This is a genomic window from Curtobacterium sp. C2H10 (assembly GCF_025407985.1).
Lineage (GTDB): Bacteria > Actinomycetota > Actinomycetes > Actinomycetales > Microbacteriaceae > Curtobacterium.
On the sequence record NZ_JABXGF010000013.1, the window covers coordinates 44672 to 62838 of the forward strand.

17 protein-coding genes are annotated in these 18167 nt (G+C 68.6%); all 17 read right to left on the reverse strand.

Annotated elements, in window-relative coordinates; all coding sequences use genetic code 11:
* Positions 1-68: 68 nt before the first annotated feature.
* Positions 69-1256, reverse strand: a complete 1188-nt coding sequence (gene tuf, locus HWD93_RS07645; RefSeq protein WP_070417678.1) for an elongation factor Tu — start codon at positions 1254-1256, stop codon at positions 69-71.
* Between the two features lie 134 nt (positions 1257-1390).
* On the reverse strand, positions 1391-3505 hold the full coding sequence (gene fusA / locus HWD93_RS07650) for an elongation factor G (RefSeq protein ID WP_070417677.1): 2115 nt from the start codon (positions 3503-3505) through the stop codon (positions 1391-1393).
* Positions 3506-3592: 87 nt separating this feature from the next.
* Positions 3593-4063, reverse strand: coding sequence for a 30S ribosomal protein S7 (gene rpsG, locus HWD93_RS07655; protein ID WP_022903294.1), 471 nt, complete (start codon positions 4061-4063; stop codon positions 3593-3595).
* A gap of 4 nt (positions 4064-4067) precedes the next feature.
* On the reverse strand, positions 4068-4436 hold the full coding sequence (gene rpsL / locus HWD93_RS07660; protein WP_017885540.1) for a 30S ribosomal protein S12: 369 nt from the start codon (positions 4434-4436) through the stop codon (positions 4068-4070).
* A 418-nt stretch (positions 4437-4854) separates the two neighbouring features.
* Entirely contained in the window at positions 4855-5991 is a 1137-nt protein-coding gene (locus HWD93_RS07665; RefSeq protein ID WP_261646488.1) for a hypothetical protein, read from the reverse strand.
* 34 nt (positions 5992-6025) lie between these two features.
* The gene (locus HWD93_RS07670) at positions 6026-6484 is read right to left on the reverse strand and encodes a DUF6121 family protein (RefSeq protein ID WP_070417675.1); all 459 of its coding nucleotides are present in this window, start codon (positions 6482-6484) and stop codon (positions 6026-6028) included.
* A 25-nt stretch (positions 6485-6509) separates the two neighbouring features.
* Positions 6510-7241, reverse strand: coding sequence for a hypothetical protein (locus tag HWD93_RS07675; protein ID WP_261646489.1), 732 nt, complete (start codon positions 7239-7241; stop codon positions 6510-6512).
* Positions 7242-7418: 177 nt separating this feature from the next.
* On the reverse strand, positions 7419-8111 hold the full coding sequence (pilO, locus tag HWD93_RS07680) for a type 4a pilus biogenesis protein PilO (RefSeq protein ID WP_071295206.1): 693 nt from the start codon (positions 8109-8111) through the stop codon (positions 7419-7421).
* Complete coding sequence (locus tag HWD93_RS07685; protein WP_261646490.1) at positions 8108-8845, reverse strand: hypothetical protein; 738 nt, start codon at positions 8843-8845, stop codon at positions 8108-8110. The genes pilO and HWD93_RS07685 overlap by 4 nt, the downstream gene beginning before the upstream one ends.
* Complete coding sequence (pilM, locus tag HWD93_RS07690; RefSeq protein ID WP_070417672.1) at positions 8842-9894, reverse strand: type IV pilus assembly protein PilM; 1053 nt, start codon at positions 9892-9894, stop codon at positions 8842-8844. The genes HWD93_RS07685 and pilM overlap by 4 nt, the downstream gene beginning before the upstream one ends.
* Positions 9895-9933: 39 nt before the next feature.
* Positions 9934-10809: an A24 family peptidase gene (locus HWD93_RS07695; RefSeq protein ID WP_261646491.1), complete on the reverse strand. Its 876-nt coding sequence runs from the start codon at positions 10807-10809 to the stop codon at positions 9934-9936.
* A complete protein-coding gene (locus HWD93_RS07700; RefSeq protein WP_139199264.1) occupies positions 10776-12605 on the reverse strand; it encodes a hypothetical protein in 1830 nt (609 codons plus the stop codon). Before HWD93_RS07700 ends, HWD93_RS07695 begins: the two co-directional genes overlap by 34 nt.
* A gap of 47 nt (positions 12606-12652) precedes the next feature.
* Positions 12653-13357, reverse strand: a complete 705-nt coding sequence (locus HWD93_RS07705; RefSeq protein ID WP_071302480.1) for a type II secretion system protein J — start codon at positions 13355-13357, stop codon at positions 12653-12655.
* Positions 13354-14817, reverse strand: coding sequence for a prepilin-type N-terminal cleavage/methylation domain-containing protein (locus tag HWD93_RS07710; protein WP_261646492.1), 1464 nt, complete (start codon positions 14815-14817; stop codon positions 13354-13356). Before HWD93_RS07710 ends, HWD93_RS07705 begins: the two co-directional genes overlap by 4 nt.
* 80 nt (positions 14818-14897) lie before the next feature.
* Complete coding sequence (locus HWD93_RS19095; protein WP_071302478.1) at positions 14898-15329, reverse strand: type II secretion system protein; 432 nt, start codon at positions 15327-15329, stop codon at positions 14898-14900.
* A gap of 192 nt (positions 15330-15521) precedes the next feature.
* Entirely contained in the window at positions 15522-16745 is a 1224-nt protein-coding gene (locus HWD93_RS07720) for a type II secretion system F family protein (RefSeq protein ID WP_083295163.1), read from the reverse strand.
* Positions 16745-18167 (reverse strand): PilT/PilU family type 4a pilus ATPase (locus HWD93_RS07725; RefSeq protein WP_306577044.1); only part of this gene is annotated, 1423 nt, incomplete at its 5' end. The genes HWD93_RS07725 and HWD93_RS07720, both read right to left, overlap by 1 nt.

Genomic DNA, 18167 nt, shown 5'->3' on the forward strand with positions numbered 1-18167 from the left:
AACTCCCGGGAAACGGAAAGCGGGGCCGGACCCGAAGGTCCGACCCCGCTGACGCGTGGTAACCGGAGTTACTTGACGATCTCCTCGACCGTACCGGCGCCGACCGTACGACCACCCTCACGGATGGCGAAACGGAGACCCGGCTCCATGGCGATCGGCTGGATCAGCTCGACGGCCATCGACACGGTGTCGCCGGGCATGACCATCTCGGTGCCCTCGGGCAGCGTGATGACGCCGGTGACGTCCGTGGTGCGGAAGTAGAACTGCGGACGGTAGTTCGCGTAGAACGGGTTGTGACGCCCGCCCTCTTCCTTGGTCAGGATGTAGGCGTTCGCCTTGAACTCGGTGTGCGGCGTGACCGAACCCGGCTTCACGACGACCTGGCCGCGCTCCACGTCCTCGCGCTTGAGGCCACGGATGAGCAGACCGGTGTTGTCACCAGCCTCGGCCTTGTCGAGCAGCTTGCGGAACATCTCGATGCCCGTGACCGTGGTCTTCTGCGTCGGGCGGATGCCGACGATCTCGACCTCGGAGTTGAGGTCGAGCGTGCCACGCTCGACACGACCGGTGACGACCGTGCCACGACCGGTGATCGTGAAGACGTCCTCGATCGGCATCAGGAACGGCTGGTCGGTGGCGCGCACCGGGTCCGGCACGTGCTCGTCGACCTGGGCCATGAGGTCCTGGACGGACTTGACCCACTTCTCGTCGCCCTCGAGCGCCTTGAGCGCCGAGACCTGCACGACGGGGGCGTCCTCGTCGAACTCCTGCGAGCCGAGGAGCTCACGGACCTCGAGCTCGACGAGCTCCAGGATCTCCTCGTCGTCCACCATGTCGGACTTGTTCAGCGCGACGACGATGTAGGGGACGCCGACCTGGCGGGCGAGCAGCACGTGCTCACGCGTCTGGGGCATCGGACCGTCGGTGGCGGCGACCACGAGGATCGCGCCGTCCATCTGCGCCGCACCCGTGATCATGTTCTTCACGTAGTCAGCGTGACCAGGAGCGTCGACGTGCGCGTAGTGGCGCTTCTCGGTCTGGTACTCGACGTGCGAGATGTTGATCGTGATGCCGCGCTCGCGCTCCTCGGGAGCGTTGTCGATCTGAGCGAAGTCACGGGCCTCGTTGAGGTCCGGGTACTGGTCGTGCAGAACCTTGGTGATCGCCGCCGTGAGCGTGGTCTTGCCGTGGTCGACGTGACCGATGGTTCCGATGTTGACGTGCGGCTTGGTCCGCTCGAACTTGGCCTTGGCCACTGTGGGTCCTCCTCAGGACTCGGAGAGCATGCCCCCGGTTCGTGAACCGTTGGCGTGCAGTGTGTGTCTTTACTGTACTTGGTGGCGAGGGGCCCGTCGCCGGGCACCCCCGCCTGTGGAGAGACGCTGGAGCGTCACTCCCCCGCGTTCTTCGCGATGATCTCCTCGGCGACCTTGGCCGGGACCTGGCTGTAGGTCTCGAAGGTCATCGAGTAGACCGCACGACCAGAGGTCTTCGACCGCAGGTCGCCGACGTAGCCGAACATCTCGGACAGCGGCACGCTCGCGCGGACCACCTTGACGCCCGAGGCGTCCTCCATCGAGGCGATCTGGCCACGACGGGAGTTCAGGTCACCGATGACGTCGCCCATGTACTCCTCCGGAGTACGGACCTCGACGGCCATGATCGGCTCGAGGATCGCCGGACCGGCCTTGCGGGCCGCTTCCTTGTAGGCGATCGAACCGGCGATCTTGAACGCCATCTCGGACGAGTCGACGTCGTGCGCCGCGCCGTCCTTGAGGATGGCCTTCACGCCGACGGTCGGGTACCCGGCCAGGATGCCGACCTGCATGGCGTCCTGGATACCGGCGTCGACCGACGGGATGTACTCACGCGGGACGCGACCACCGGTGACGGCGTTCTCGAACTCGTAGACCTTCTCGGCCGTGACTTCCATCGGCTCGAGGGCGATCTGCACCTTCGCGAACTGGCCGGAACCACCGGTCTGCTTCTTGTGCGTGTAGTCGTAGCGCTCGACGACCTTGGTCAGGGTCTCGCGGTAGGCCACCTGGGGCTTGCCGACCGACGCCTCGACCTTGAACTCGCGCTTCATGCGGTCGACGAGGATGTCGAGGTGGAGCTCGCCCATGCCCTTGATCGTCGTCTGACCGGTCTCGGCGTTGAGCTCGACGCGGAACGTCGGGTCCTCTTCGGCGAGCTTCTGGATGGCCGTGGAGAGCTTCTCCTGGTCGGCCTTCGTGTTCGGCTCGATGGCGACCTCGATGACCGGCTCCGGGAACGTCATCGACTCGAGGACGACCTGGTTGGTCGGGTCGCACAGGGTGTCACCGGTGGTGGTGTCCTTGAGACCGATGACCGCGTAGATGTGGCCGGCGGTCACGTTGTCGACCGGGTTCTCCTTGTTGGAGTGCATCTGGAAGATCTTCCCGATGCGCTCCTTCTTGCCCTTGGTCGAGTTGATGACCTGGGCACCCGACTCGATCGAGCCCGAGTAGACGCGGACGTAGGTGAGACGACCGAAGAAGGGGTGCACCGCGACCTTGAACGCGAGGGCCGAGAACGGCTCCGACGCGTCGGGCTTGCGGATGATCTCCTTCTCCTCGTCCTTGACGTCGTGGCCGATCATCGGCGGCACGTCGAGCGGGGACGGGAGGTAGTCGATGACGGCGTCGAGCATCGGCTGGACACCGCGGTTCTTGAAGGCCGAGCCGCACAGGACGGGGTAGACCTCGGACGCGATCGTGAGCTTGCGGATCGCAGCCTTGATCTCGTCCTTGGTGAGCTCCTCGCCGCCGAAGTACTTCTCGAGCAGGGCGTCGTCGGTCTCGGCGACGCGCTCGATCAGCTTGGCGCGGTACTCGTCCGCACGGTCCTTGAGGTCCGCGGGGATCTCCTGGACCTCGTACTGGGCGCCCATGGTGACGTCACCCTTGGAGTCGCCCGGCCAGACCTTGGCGTGCATCTCGATGAGGTCGACGATCCCGACGAAGTCGTTCTCGGCGCCGATCGGGAGCTGGAGCACGAGGGGCTCCGCGCCGAGGCGGTTGATGATGGTGTCGACCGTGAAGTAGAAGTCGGCGCCCAGCTTGTCCATCTTGTTGACGAAGCAGATGCGCGGGACGTCGTACTTGTCGGCCTGACGCCAGACGGTCTCGGACTGGGGCTCGACGCCCTCCTTGCCGTCGAAGACGGCGACCGCACCGTCGAGCACGCGGAGCGAACGCTCCACCTCGACCGTGAAGTCCACGTGACCGGGGGTGTCGATGATGTTGATCTGGTTGTTGTCCCAGAAGCAGGTCGTCGCGGCCGACGTGATCGTGATGCCGCGCTCCTGCTCCTGCGCCATCCAGTCCATCGTGGCAGCGCCGTCGTGGACCTCACCGATCTTGTGCGTGATGCCCGTGTAGAACAGGATGCGCTCGGTCGTCGTGGTCTTGCCGGCATCGATGTGCGCCATGATGCCGATGTTGCGGACCTTGTTCAGGTCGGTGAGCACGTCCTGTGCCACAGGGTTCCTCCGGAAGAGTTGTAGGAGAGGTTGGCGTCCGTGCGGGCGCCGGGGTTCATGACCACCGGCGCCCGGACGGTGCCGGGACTACCAGCGGTAGTGGGCGAAGGCCTTGTTCGACTCGGCCATCTTGTGCGTGTCCTCACGGCGCTTGACCGCGGCACCGAGACCGTTCGACGCGTCGAGGATCTCGTTCATGAGACGCTCGGTCATCGTCTTCTCGCGACGGGCCTTGGCGTACGAGGTCAGCCAGCGGAGCGCGAGGGTGTTCGCGCGGTGCGGCTTGACCTCGACCGGGACCTGGTAGGTCGAGCCACCGACGCGGCGGCTGCGGACCTCGAGGGTGGGACGGACGTTGTCGAGCGCCTTCTTGAGCGTCGCGACGGCGTCCTGCTGGTTCTTGGCGGAAACGCCTTCGAGGGCACCGTAGACGATGCGCTCGGCGAGGCCCTTCTTGCCGTCGAGCAGGATCTTGTTCACGAGCTGCGAGACGATCGGTGCGCCGTAGACCGGGTCTGCGACGACGGGACGCTTGGGGGCGGGACCCTTACGAGGCATTGGCTCAACCCTTCTTCGCGCCGTAGCGGCTACGTGCCTGCTTACGGTTCTTCACGGCCTGCGTGTCGAGCGCACCGCGGATGATCTTGTAGCGGACACCGGGGAGGTCCTTCACACGACCGCCGCGCACGAGCACCATCGAGTGCTCCTGGAGGTTGTGGCCCTCACCGGGGATGTAGGCCGTGACCTCGGTGCCGTTCGAGAGCTTGACACGAGCGACCTTGCGCAGTGCCGAGTTCGGCTTCTTCGGGGTGGTGGTGTAGACGCGGGTGCACACACCACGCTGCTGGGGGTTCGCCTTCAGGGCGGGCGCCTTGGTCTTGGTGACCTTCGGCGTACGACCCTTGCGAACCAGCTGCTGAATAGTAGGCAACTGTTCTCCTGGTTCTTCGCTCGTGTTCTCCGGCCGGCGCGGTCCGCCGACTTCCTCGTCCCACGCTGATCACCGCCTGACGGCGGATGACGAGTGGGGGACGGAGTGTTCCGGCCGACCGTTGGTCGGACCGGACTTTTCGGGCACGCCCGAAGGCGCACACCCGGAAGAGATTACCCGCGTAACCCGGCGAAATCAATCCGGGCGCGTCGCCCTGGAGGCGCGTGACGAGTGCCCTGGGCGAACAGGCGTCGCGTGGGTGGTCACGCGGGGCGCGGGGCGCTCCGCCCGGCCGGGCGCGGTGGACCGGACACACGGCCGCCGGACGGACGCGGTGGACCGGACCCACGGCCGCTGGACGGACGTGGCGGGCCGGCACCGCGCCTCCTGGACGCACCGGGCGCCGTCGTGCGCGGCGTCAGGAGCCCGTGTCGGACGAGCCATTGCCCACCGCCGAGCGGAACGTCGCCCCCGCGTCCGTGAACCCCGTGACGTACCCGCTGGCGTTGACGTTCATCGGCCCGGCGGACGCCGTGCCCACCCCACCCGCGCCGGAGATGTCCGCCGTGAACGTGGCACGGCCGAAGGACGTCGTCGTGACGAGCCACCCGTTCGACACCCAGCCGCCGATCGACACGGTGGGGCGGGTGTCCAGCGTCCACTTCTGGTTCGTGTACGTGTAGGCGGCGTCCTGCCCGTAGGCGTAGAAGCTGCACCCGGCCGGTGCCGCCTCGGTCGAGGCGATGCAGCCGTCGACCCACGCGTCCACCGCCGCCTGGGCGGACCGCTTGCCCGCTGCGGTGAGCTCCGTCGTCATCGAGACGGGGCTCGAGGCGGTGCCCCCGAACCCGGTGACCGTCGCCGTCGCGGCCTTGGCGGAGTACCACTCGCCACCGTCCACCGCGACGTCGTACGTGCCGGGGAGGGCCGTGAGCGTCGCCGTGCCGTCCTTCGACGTGACCACGGACTGCCCGGCCACCGACACCTTCGTGCCCGTGGGGCCGCGCAGGCTGACGTCCACCGCACCGAGCCGCGGTGCCTCGAGCTGCCAGACCGGGAACACGCCCCAGTCGGTGCCCGTCTTGTCGAGGGTGAAGGTGGACGAGACGTCGCGCCCCGCCTGCCGCAGGTACGCCGTCACCGTGGCGGTGTCGCCGTCCGCACGCGTGGCGGCGATCCGGTACCCCGTGACGCGGCCCTTCGCCTTCGCGTAGGCGGCCTTGGTGAGGAGCAGGTCGCGTTCGTCGTGCTCGATGCCCGCCACGTCGAGCGCGGCGCCCACCCGACCCGCCGTGAGGTCGTCGAGGAAGGCACGGACCGGCCGGTCGGCGGCGTGCGTCGACGTGCCGACCGCGTAGCCGACCACGCCCGCGACCAGGAGCAGCACGACGGCCGCGCCACCCGCGACGATGCTGACGAGCCGACCGCGACCGAGTCGACGACGGGGCCGGGGCTGCGCTCCGGACGCCCCCGCCGGTGGTGCGTCCCGCGTGCCGCGGATCGAGTCCACGGCCGGGACGGATCCCCATCCGTCGGCCTGGTGCTGGTCGGTCATCGGTCCCCCGTCGTCCTGTGGTGCTGCAGGAAGACTACCGGCGGGCACCGTCATCGCCGGGCTCCGGGCGCACCCCCGACGCGCGCGACTGGTGCCGTGCCGCGGCGATCCCGCCGACGACGCACAGGAGTGCCACGACCACCGAACCGACGACGAACGGGCCGAGTGCGTAGCCGGCCGGGAACACGAGCAGCTCGGTGAGGTCGCTCCGGACCAAGCTGTAGCCGACCGCCCCGACGCCGAGCATCACCAGGTAGCAGGTCGCCGCGGCGACGAGGCCGGTGACGCCGGGGTTGCCCTCGCGGGAGCCGACCGCGGTCGCGAGGAACACCACCACGGCACCGCCGAGCACCATCGCGGGGCCGAGGTACGGGGTGGCGTCGGGCTGGGAGATGACCTCGACGTCGGCGAGGAGGGCCTCGAAGCCGGTCACCGCGATGACGAGCGCGATGAACAGGATCGACGTCATCGTCGCGATCAACCACCGGGACATGCGGTGATCGTATCGCTGGCGGGGCTCAGGCGGGGGTGGCGTCTGCGCGCTGCGGCTCGTTCGCGTGCGTCTGCTGGTCGGCGTGGGTCGGGTCGGCGTGGGTCGGGTCGACGTGGGTCGGGTCGACGTGGGTCGCCTGGTCGGTGTGCTCCTGCGCTGCGAGCTCCTGCTGGTCGGCGTGCTCCTGCGCTGCGGCGACGAGCGCGAGGGCGATCGTGGCCGTGATGACCGGGATGGACTCGGTCATCGGCGCGGCTGCGGTCGGGGCGTCGGTCGTGCTGGTCGCGTCGGGCGTGCTTGTCGCGTGCGTCGCGTCGGTCGCGTCGGTCGCATGCGTCGCGTCGGTCGCGTGCGTCCCGTCGCCGTCGGCGTCCGGGCCCTGGAGGCGCGGCGCGGGTGCCACGGCGAGCGTCGCCTCCGCCCTGTGGTCGCGCAGCGCGGGTCCGACGATCGGCAGGACCGCCGTGGTCGCCGGCGGCTCGGCGTGGAGCACCGGCGTCTCGGTCGACGGGGCACCCCGCTTCGCCGCACGACGGGCCTTCGCCATCTTGACGAGCACGACGACCGCGACGATCGCCCAGATGCCGTTCACGATCGTCGACGGGACGGCGTGGTGCGCCGCGACGTTGATCGCCACGGCGAGCCCGCCCACGAGGTTGAACAGCTGGTACACCGGGCCGTTCGGGAGCTTGCCCATCGAGAAGAGCAGGTAACCAGCAAGGACGGTTACCGCTCCGAACCAACCGAGGAACTCCACGATTCCAGCCAACACGCGCGACTCCGGGCACGACGAGGAACGGCCGTTTCGAGCGACCGTTCGAGAGAGGGACGAGCAGCCGCGAGCGCGGGCTCAGGAGCATCGTAAGCACAGCGGGAGGCCGTGCGGAAGAGGGTGCGGCGTGGCGCGTCGGACCCCAGTTGGTGGGGGGTCGGATCAGCCGTTCGTGGCGGGGTCCGCGAGCACGTAGACGTACCCGGAGAGCGACCACGACTGGTCGGCCATCGGGTCGCCGCCCGAGTCGGAACTCGTCGCCGCGACCCCGTTCACGAGGAACAGCCGCTGACCGTTCTGCACGTTCTTCGTGAAGGCGAGTGCCTGGTCGTACGACCCCTTGACGGCCGCCGTCACGGGCACGACCACGAAGTTCGCGCTCGTGATCTGGGCGTCGCTGTGCGGGGCCGGCGCCTCGGGCGTCGCTGCGGCTGTCGGCGCTGCCGACGCGGACGCCGTCGACGACGGTGACGCACTCGCGGACGGGGCCGGTTCCGCCGCGGCCACTGGTGCGTACGCCTTCGGGTCGCCGATGGTGATCGACGTGACCGTGACGCCACTGGCAGCGCCGGCGCCGTTCAGCTGGTTCAGCAGCGAGGCGGTGTCGGTCGAGGACGGGACCGAGGCCCGCAGGGCAGCCAGCTCGGCCTTCGTCGCGTCGAGCGACGTGTACGCCTCCTCGAGGCGGTGGAGTTCGGCGCGGTTCCGGGCGTTCGTCGCATCGATGTCGGCCTGCTGGGCGCTGTTGTCGGACGCCTGTGCGAGCTGCGGCTGTGCGCCGAGGAACCACCCGCCCGCGAGGACGGCCAGCGTCGCGGCCAACGCGATGATGAGGGAGAGACGGTTCTTGTTCACTTCGATCCGTCCTTCGTGTACTTGCCGTCGAACGCCTTCGCGCCGAGGTGCGCCTGGATGGTCGCCGAGTACTGCCCTGTGTCCTCCTCGAGCGCGACCGACGTGATCGTCGAGTCGACGTAGCCACGGAGCTGCGAGAGGCGTGCGGTCCAGTCCGGGACCGAGGGGATGCTCGGGCTCTGGATCGTCAGCTGCATCGTCGCTGCGCGTGACCCCTGCAACGGGACGGTCGACTGCGCGAAGGACTCCGTGGAGTCCGCCGAGTCGATCGTCATCGCGGTGATGGAGACGCCGGCGGGGAGCACCGACTTCAGCTGCGCGAGTGTCGAACTCCAGTCGATCTCGGTGGAGCCACCGACGGACTGGGCGGCTTCGAGCAGGGCCGTGTCGTTCTCGGCCGAACGGACCTCCGAGTAGCGCTGCTGCTGCTGCAGGAGCGAGGTGGTCTCGTTCTGCGCGGACAGGTACGACTGCGCCGTGTCGAGCTGGTGTACGTACGCGCCGCCGGAGCCCAGGGCCGCGACCGCGGCGGCGACGATCACACCGAGCCAGGCGCGCCGCGCGATGGCCCGTTCGCGGCGCTCCGTGTGGACCTCGGGCGGGAGGAGGTCGACTCGCGGCTCACGCCCCGCGATCGAGGTGGACGCCGTCGTGCGCGGGCCGCGCGGAGCGCGGCCCCGTCCGGGTCCGGTGGTGTCCTCGGGCACTGCGGCCCGGATGTCGGTGGCGGTCATGCTGCTCGACTCCCCACTGCCAGCCCGTAGGCGACGGCGATCGCGTCCTCGTGGTCCGTCACGTCCTGCACCGGGATCGACCGTGCGAGGTCGACCCCCGCGAAGGCCGAGCCGCGCTGCACCGGGAGGTGGGTGTGCGCGGCGAGCGCCTCCGGCAGGCCGACGAGGCGAGCGCCACCGCCCACGAGGACGATGCGCTCGACGTGGTCGCCCGGGCGCGTGTTGACGAAGTAGCTGATCGTGTTCCGGAGGCTCGCGATGAGCTCCGTGACGGCGTCGGCGATGACCGACACGGCGCGCGCGTCGTCCGGCGTGCGAGCGCCCGTACCGATGCCGAGGTGCCGCTTCACGACCTCGGCCTGTCCGAACTCGATGTCGAGCGCTGCCGCGAGCGTCTTGGTGACGTCGTTCCCGCCCGTCGGGATGATGCGGACGAACTGGGGGACGCCGTCGCTCACGAGGACGACGGTCGTCGTGTCGGCGCCGAGCTGGACCAGCGCCGTGGTGCCGTGCAGCCCCGGCCGGCCGACGAGGACGCGGGTCAGGGCGAATGGGATGAGGTCGACGCCGACCGGGTTGAGGCCAGCGAGCTGCGCGGCCTTGACGTTCGCGAGCACCGCGTCCTTGATCGCCGCGACGAGCAGGCCGTGCACGACGGGTCCGTTGTCACTCATCGCCTCGGCGGTCGGGTAGAAGTCGAGGATCGCGTCGCCGACGGGAACGGGGAGCATGTCCTGCACCTGGAACGGCAGGCTCTCGCGGATCTGCGCCAACGGTGCGGCCGGCACGGTCAGGTCGCGGGAGAGCACGCGTTGGTTGCCCATGCCGAGCACGACGTCCTTCGAGCGGAACCGGCCGATGGACCACAGGGAACGCAGCGCCGACGCGACCGTGTTGGGCTCGAGCACCTCGCCACGGCTGACGGCGTCCGGCGGGGTCGGGACCTCGGCGAACCGCAGGACGGTCGGGCGTGCGCGGTCGGCGTTCGCGACCTCGACCGCGCGGATCGAGGATCCCGCGATGTCGATGCCCACGATGCTCTTGCCCATGTTGCTGCTTTCGTCGAGAAGTGGTCGGTGGAGGAGGCGTCAGGCGAGTCCGAGGACCCCGAGGTAGGCGGTCCAGAGAGCGTGTCCGAAGACGATGCCGATCCACGCGCCGATCAGCATCGACGGCCCGAACGGCACGCCACCGCGCCATCGCGCACGTCGTGTGGTGACCAGCGCGATCGCGACGGTACCTCCGACCACGAAGGCGCCGAAAGCACCCACTGCGAGGGGTCCCCATCCGAGGTACGCGAGGACGAGCCCGAGGACGACGGCGAGTTTCACGTCGCCGAGCCCCATCCCGCCCGGGACCGCGACGGCCAGCGCGAGGTAGGCGCCGCCCAGGACCACCGCCCCGATCCCGGCCCGGCCGAGGGCCGCGAAGTCTCCGCTCAGCACCGAGACGACGACCAGGAGGACGACGAGGACCACGGCGGACGGGTAGACGATCGCGTTCGGCAGGGTGTGCGTCTCGAGGTCGATCAGCGCGAGGGCGACGGAGACCGCCATGAGGTAGAGCAGGGCCGCGAGGAGGACCGCCTGGGCTGCAGGGACACGGACGGGTCCGATCACCACGGGTCCGGAGACCGCGACGGCCGCGACCGCGACGAACAGCAGTGCGGTCGACAGCTCGACGATCGGGTACCGAGGCGAGATCGGCTCCGCGCAGTCCCGGCACCGTCCGCGCAGGAGCACCCAGGAGAGCACTGGCACGTTGTCCCGACGCCGGATGGCGTGTCCGCACCCGGGGCAGGAGCTCGGCGGCGACACCACCGAGAGGCCGGCGGGGACGCGGTGCACGACGACGTTCAGGAAGGAGCCGACGAGCAGGCCGAGCACGCCGGCGAGGACGACGACGATCGGCAGGACCTCGCCCACGCCGATCACCTGCACGCCCCCGTGCTGGTCGTCGCGCACGAGCCGTCCGCCTTGAAGGCCGCCTGCACCTCCACCTGCGTGGTCACGCCGTAGGAGGTCGACACGGGTTGGAGGAACTTCGGCGGCGCGGTGGTCAGCAGGCGCTGGTCGTAGACGTAGTTCTTCGAGAACCCCGTGCTGCCCGTGGTCGCGACGGGTCCACGCCAGTTCTGCGCGATGGAGCCGATGACCTTGAGCACACCCAGCTTCGACCCGATGTCGTAGTTCTGGTTCCAGAACGTCCCCGCGTTGCTCGCGATCGCCGCGCTGATCGTCAGGGACTCGCCGCCGGTCCGGTTGAGGAGTCGGACGCCGCTCTGGTTGCAGCGTGTGGTGTCGGTGACGTTGCCGACGCCCCACTGGTAGACGGTCGGGTAGGAGGTGCAGCGTGCGGGGTTGTAGACCTCGACGGCGTTCTGCCCGACCAGTCCGAGGATGTCGTTCGTCGCGCTGACGTAGGTGATGTCGTCCGTCACCCAGATCGTGCCGGACGACGCGATGGTCATGGCACCGGCGAACGCGCCGCTGACGAACACGTCCCCCGCCGAGCAGCTGTACGTGTCCGACGCCGACCCGGTCTGTGCGTACGAACCCGACGTGCCGCCGTTGATCCACTCGCCGGCGGCCGGGAAGCCCTGCCCGTTGCTGAAGGGCTGGTTCGTCGTGGTCGTCGTGGTCCCGTTCGATCGCACGGTGACCGTCGTCGTGCAGTACGTGTTCGTGTACTTCGAGGGGAACGTGTTCGCCGCCCAGGAGTTGGCGTTGTTCGAGGCGGTCGGCACATCCTGGACGTACATGAGGTTCGCCGGGAGGGTCGTGATGGTGGCACCGGCAGCGCTCTGCAGGTCCGAGATGGTCCCGCACAGTGCGGCGGACTTCGCGAGGTCGGCTCCCGCCTTGACCTCACCGGTCGACGCGACCACCTGGATCTGCGTCGCCTTGGACCACGGTGACCAGACGGTCATCTTGCCGTTGCCGAGGAACGACACCCGCGTCGGCCCGGTGTAGAGGCAGCCGGGACGAGGGACCGTGGTCGGGGTGTCCGTGCGGGTCTCCTGCGACATGTTCGAGTTCAGCGCGGGGAGCCCGAGGTAGGGCACCGCGGTCGCGGCGCCGCCGTTGAACACGCCGCTGCACGTCCCGCTGGACGGGCGGACGCTCGTGTCGTGCTGCTCGACGGTGCCGTTGAACACCGTCGAGCAGGCCGCGGTGAACACGTCGTTCGTCCGGATGGGACCGTTCAGGACGTCGGTCCCGGCGAACTGCACCGCCTGGCACTTCGTCCCGCTCTGCCACTGGTACATGGTGGTGCAGGAGCTGCCGGAGATCGCCGGGTTCGACGATTCGTAGTTCGTGAAGTAGAGGTAGTTGATGAAGCCGTCGCCCTTGAGGTTGGCGACCAGGGACCGCACGCTGCCGCCCGACTTGCCGGTCACGCGGACCTTCAGGACGCCCTTCGAGGAGTAGTTCGAGTTGTCGACCTCGTACCGGTACCACTGGTCCGTCGACCCGACGACCCCGGCCCACTTCGAGAAGGCGTCGTTGCCGTTCTGTCCGCTGAAGGTCGATCCGCTGTCCTTGCTGAACTGCGCGGCTGCGTTGCCGTAGAGGGCGTACCCGTTGTCGTTCGAGAGCTTCGACTGGTAGTCGGCGAGCCCCGCGTACGCGGCGGCGATCGCGTTCTGGAAGTTGCGGTCGGTCGCCGACTTCACGGCGCCGGACGTCGACACGGCGATCATGGTCGCGACGAGCAGCATCATGACGGTGCCGAAGATGAGCACGTTGGCGAGGATCATGCCCCGCTCGTCGCGCTGGGCCCGGTCCAGGAGTGCGTGGATCCGCCTCACGGGGTCCCTCCGGTGTTCGTCCCGTAGACCACGTTGAAGAGGTACAGGGTGTTCTGGATGTGGGTGTTCCCGGACAGGCCGGCCGTCGACGAGCCGAGCTCGAGGTTCACGCGCACGGCACGGACGTTCCCGAGCTGCGTCGCGGCGAGCGTGCCGTCCGACTGCGTCGGGACGGTGGTGCCGTTGGCCCCGAGGTACTCGAACAGCGGGTCGCCGTCGACCGTGGGGGACGCGACGGGTCCACCCACGACGACGCTGCGCGTCGGGGTCTGCGTGGTCGCGGGGAACGTCCAGAAGCCGTTGTTGGCGGTGCCGTCCCACTGGTCCAGGACGATCCGCTTCGCAGCGTTGACCGAGTACCGGATCTGGACGGGCTTGTCGGTGCTGTTGCCGTCCAGGTTGATGTAGGCGTAGAAGGTCGTCCGCGTCGGCGCGGCTTCCGTCAGCGCCGCGGCGTAGCTGCCGTCCGCCTTCGGCAACAGGCTCGCCGCGTGGACGTACCGGGTCAGCGAGTTCATCACGATCGACGCCGACCGTGCGTTCTGGTCGGACGTCGTGTTCGTCGAACCGGCCCGGAGCGTGGCGGTGAAGAAGCCGCCGACGGCGACGAGGATGACCATCGCCACGCTCACCGCGACCAGCAGCTCGGAGAGCGTGACGCCCGACTGGTCGGCGTGCAGCCGACGGAGGGCCCCGGTCACGACGTCTGCCCTCGTGGGTCGAGCGTGAGCGTGTTGTCGTAGCTGATGACCACGAGCGCGCTCTTCTGGTTCACGCGGCCGCTCGTGACCGCGTTCACGTTCGAGGCGTTCGAGGCGATCTCGTTCTTGGTCGTCGCGCCGAAGGACGTCCCCGAGTAGAGGGTCCAGGTCCCGAAGGGCAGGGCGATCGTCGCCGTGTCCGCTGACGAGAGCGGGAACTTCATCGTCATGCCGGCGGAGCACCCCGGGTCACCGGCAGCGGGGTTCGAGGACGACACCGCGGTCACGTAGCGGCTCTTGACCCCCTTCACCGTCGCGACGCCCATCATCACGGACGCCGAGGACGGCACCCCCGGTGACGTCTCGATCGTCCCCGGTGCCGAGCCGACTGCCCCAGAGGGATTCGGTGTCGACCATGCCGACGGGTTCGGGCTGAGACAGCTCGAGGACGACGCCGAACTGTTCGAGTACGGACCCGCGTAGACGGTGTAGCCCGAGGTGAACGGGAACACCGGCAGGCTCGGCGTCGAGGCGGACGTGACGGCGAGCGACGTGCTGGTGACGTCCCACGGCTTGACCGTGTCGAGGCCGCCGACCGTCGAGGAGAGCACCGTCACCATGTTCGTGGGGAGCGTCGCGTTGTAGCCCTTCGCGTACTGCAGCGTCAGCTGGCTCGCGCGGTCGTACACGAACGGTACCGGTGAGCTCGCACCGGCGGAGACGGTGATCGGCGACTGGGAGGACGGCTGCGCCTGGTTCGTGTCGATGCCACCGGTGGTGTTCGCGGTGACCGTGTAGTCGCCGGGCGCCACGTTGACCGCGTAGGAGCAGCCCTGTGCGTCGGTCGGCTGGACCGCTGTGGTGAGCGCGGAGCCACCGCCGCCGGAGACCGGCGTGACCGTGATGCCGACGCCCGCGTACGGGGCGCCGGCCGCCGTCGCGACCGAGATGATCAGCGTGCCGTACCCGGGGTCGGTCACGGCGTCGCTCGGCGCGATGGCGGAGGTCACCGAGGTGGAACTCGTCCCGCCGCTGCGCGGGCTGGGCCAGCTCACGATTTCGACGATGCTCTTGTATGCGAGCTTGCCGGTCGACGACCCGCACGCGCCGGTCGCACCGTCGCTCTGCACCCAAGAGACTGCTCGGTCGATCTTGTACTCGACGTTGCCGACCGTCTTCGTGTTGTCGGCCCCCGCCTTGCTGATCACCTTGAAGATCCCGGCGGTCGACGCCGCGGCGGTCTGCCGGAGCGTGTCGATGTCCTGCGAGGCCAGCGCCACCGCGGTCTCACGGCCGCGGGTCGTCTGGGTGAGCTGCAGGGTGTTCGCGATGCCGTAGGCGATGCCCACCGACATCACCGCGAACACCATCATCGCGACCATGACCTCGATGATCGAGAAGCCGGCCTCGGCGTCGCGCTCGTCGCGCGGGCTGAGGGCGTTCCGCAGTCGTTGGATCATGGTCACCTCCTGGTCGGTGTTCGGGTGAGCGAAAGGGCGGTCCGTCCGACGACGGACCGCCCTTCACGCGATCAACTGGATCAGCAGGACCCGGTGGCTGCAGACGTCTTGTCCGTGATGTTGAACGGGTTCTTCGTCGCGCCGGTGCCGTTGATGCAGAAGCCGGCGGTCGTTCCCGAGCCGGTGGTCTTGTAGACCATGGTGTTGTCCGTGCTCTGCGTCCAGCCGTACTGGCCGAGCGTCGACGAGTTGAAGTCGGTCGCGGCCGGCAGCGCGCCGTTCTTGTCGGTCTGGTACGCGATCACCGCGGTCTTCGCGTTGGCGAGGTCCGACTTCACGGAGGCGTCCTTCGCGTTGTTCTGCACGTTGAGGTACACCGGGATGGCGATCGCGGCGAGGATGCCGATGATGATCACGACGACGAGGAGCTCGATGAGCGTGAAGCCCTTCTCGTCCTCTTCGAGGAGTCCCTTGCGGCGAGCCTCGAGCTTGCCCATGAGAGCGAAGTACATGGTGTTTCCATTCTTTCGGGAATGCGATGGGAAGATTGTTCGGGGCGTGCTCGCCGCCGCTGACAAGAGTATTCAGGGCCAATTCCGGGCGGAATCCCGAGAACGGGGGGCAAGTGGGGAACGAAATACCCCCACTCCCGGGGGCAGTGGGGGTACTTCCTCCCCCGCACGAGGGGTAGCGAAAAGCCGCTCCTACTTGACGAGCGACGTGATCTGGAAGATCGGCAGGTAGAGCGCCACGATCATCCCGCCGACCACCACACCCAGGAACGCGATGAGCAACGGCTCGATGAGGGCGGTCAGGGATTCTGTGGTCGCCTCGACCTCGGCATCGTAGAAGATCGCGATCTTCTCGAGCATGACCTCGAGCGAACCCGCGTCCTCACCGACCGCCATCATCTGCGAGACCATGCTCGGGAATACTTTCTCGTTTGCCAGCGGTGCGGAAATCGATTCACCTTTCCGAACGCTTTCCGCAACCCGTTCGAGTGCTTTCTGCACGACGAAGTTGTTCGAGACTTCACCGACGATCTGCAATGCCTGCAGAATGGGGACGCCGGCCCCGATCATGTTCGAGAAATTGCGTGCGAACCGCGCGATGACGATCTTCTTCGTCAGCGGGCCGAACACCGGCAGACGCATCATCAGTGGGTCACGGACGGCGCGGAAGCGATCGGTGTTCTTGTTGGCGCGGAACCAGAGCCACCCGACGACGACCGCGACGGCCAGCACGGGTCCGAGCCACCGCATCGCGTGGGACATCGTCACGAGGATCTGTGTCGGCACCGGCAGCTGCCCGCCGAGGCTCGAGAACATGTCCTGGAAGATCGGCACGATGAAGATGAGCATGATGACGACCGCGAGCAGCGACATCACCAGCACGACCACCGGGTAGGTCATCGCCGACTTGATCGTCGAGCGGAGCTTGTGCTCCTTCTCGAAGTTCGTCGCGATGGAGTCCATCGCCTGGTCGAGGAAGCCGCCGGTCTCACCCGCCCGGATCATGTTGATCATGATCGGCGGGAAGTCGACCGGGTACTTCGCCACGGCGTCGGAGAAGGAGACACCGCGCTCGACGTCGTCCCGGACCTTGCCGAGGATCACCTTGAGCTTCTTGTTCTCCGTCTGGTCGGCGAGGATCGACAGCGCGCGGAGCAGGGAGAGCCCCGACGTCAGCATGGTCGACGCCTGACGCGACATGATCGCCAGGTCCTTGAGCCCCACACCCTTCTCGAACCCCGGGATCTTGATCTCGGTCTGCAGTCCGGTGCCGGGCTTCGCCTCGGTGATGGCGATCGGTGAGACGCCCATGCCCCGCAGACGCTGGACGACCGCTCCTTCGGAGGACGCGTCGAGCCGTCCCTTGACGAGCTTCCCGGCGCCGTCGCGCCCCCGGTAGTCGTAGGCGAGCGACATCAGTGGCCTCCTGAGTACTTGTCGCCGAAGTCGATCTCGGACGCGGCGATCGCGGCGGCCGAGGAGTCGGACGGGGACTCGACGCGCTGCACGAGGCGGTCGAAGCCCTCGTGGTCGTGCACCTTCTCCATCGCGGCAGCCCGCGTGACGGTGCCGACGTTGACGAGCTCGGCGAGGTCCTGGTCCATCGTGTGCATCCCCATGTCACGTCCGGCCTGCATGGCGGAGGTGATCTGGTACGTCTTGCCCTCGCGCACGAGGTTCCCGATGGCCGGGGTGGTCCTCATGATCTCGGTGGCGACGACCCGGCCGGCACCGTTGGCCTTCGGTACGAGCGTCTGGCAGACGACACCCTCGAGCGTCGAGGCGAGCTGCGTCCGGATCTGCCCCTGCTGGTGCGGCGGGAAGACGTCGATGACGCGGTCGATCGTGCCGGGAGCGCTCTGGGTGTGCAGGGTGGCGAACACGAGGTGGCCGGTCTCGGCCGCGGTGAGGGCGACGGAGATCGTCTCGAGGTCGCGGAGCTCGCCGATCAGGATGACGTCCGGATCCTGGCGCAGCACGTGCTTCAGGGCGGCGGCGAACGAGTGCGTGTCGGCCCCGACCTCGCGCTGGTTGATGATCGCCTTCTTGTGGTCGTGCATGAACTCGATCGGGTCCTCGACCGTCACGATGTGGTCGGCCCGGGTCTCGTTGACGAGGTCGATGAGCGCGGCGAGCGTGGTCGACTTGCCGGAACCGGTCGGCCCGGTCACGAGCACGAGTCCGCGCGGCAGCTTGGCGAACTCCCCCACGTGCTCGGGGATGCCGAGCTGCTTGAGGGTCTTGATCTTGGTCGGGATGATGCGGAAGGCCGCGCCCCAGTTCCCGCGCTGCTGGTAGTAGTTCACGCGGAAGCGGTACTCGGGCGACAGCGAGTACGCGAAGTCGAGTTCCTGCTCGTGGTCGAACTGCCCCGCCTGCTCCACCGAGAGCAGGGTCTTGAGGGCGGCGATCACCTTGTTCCGCGCCCACGGCCCACCGGGGACCGCCGGTCGCAGGGATCCGTCGACGCGCACGGTCGGCGCCGCGTCCGCGGTGAGGTGGAGGTCCGACGCACCCTGGTAGACGACCTGGGCGAGCGCGGTGATGAGGTCGGGGTCGGCGACCTCACGCGCGTGGCGGGTGAAGTTGATCTCGTCGTGGCCGGCGGGCGCGGGCACGTGGGTGGCCGCGACGTGGGCGACGGTCGGGAGGATCGTGGTCGGTTCCACAGGCACGACCGGCAGGTGCTGGGTCACCGCGTCGGCGTAGCCGTAGGACGCGGTCGACGGCGGGACGGCTGCGGACGGCGTCGCGGGGCGGGCGTGCGGCTGCGCGACCGGCACGGCGACGGGGTCGCCGGACGGCGCCGGCCAGGACCCGCTCGGGACGGACGCGGAG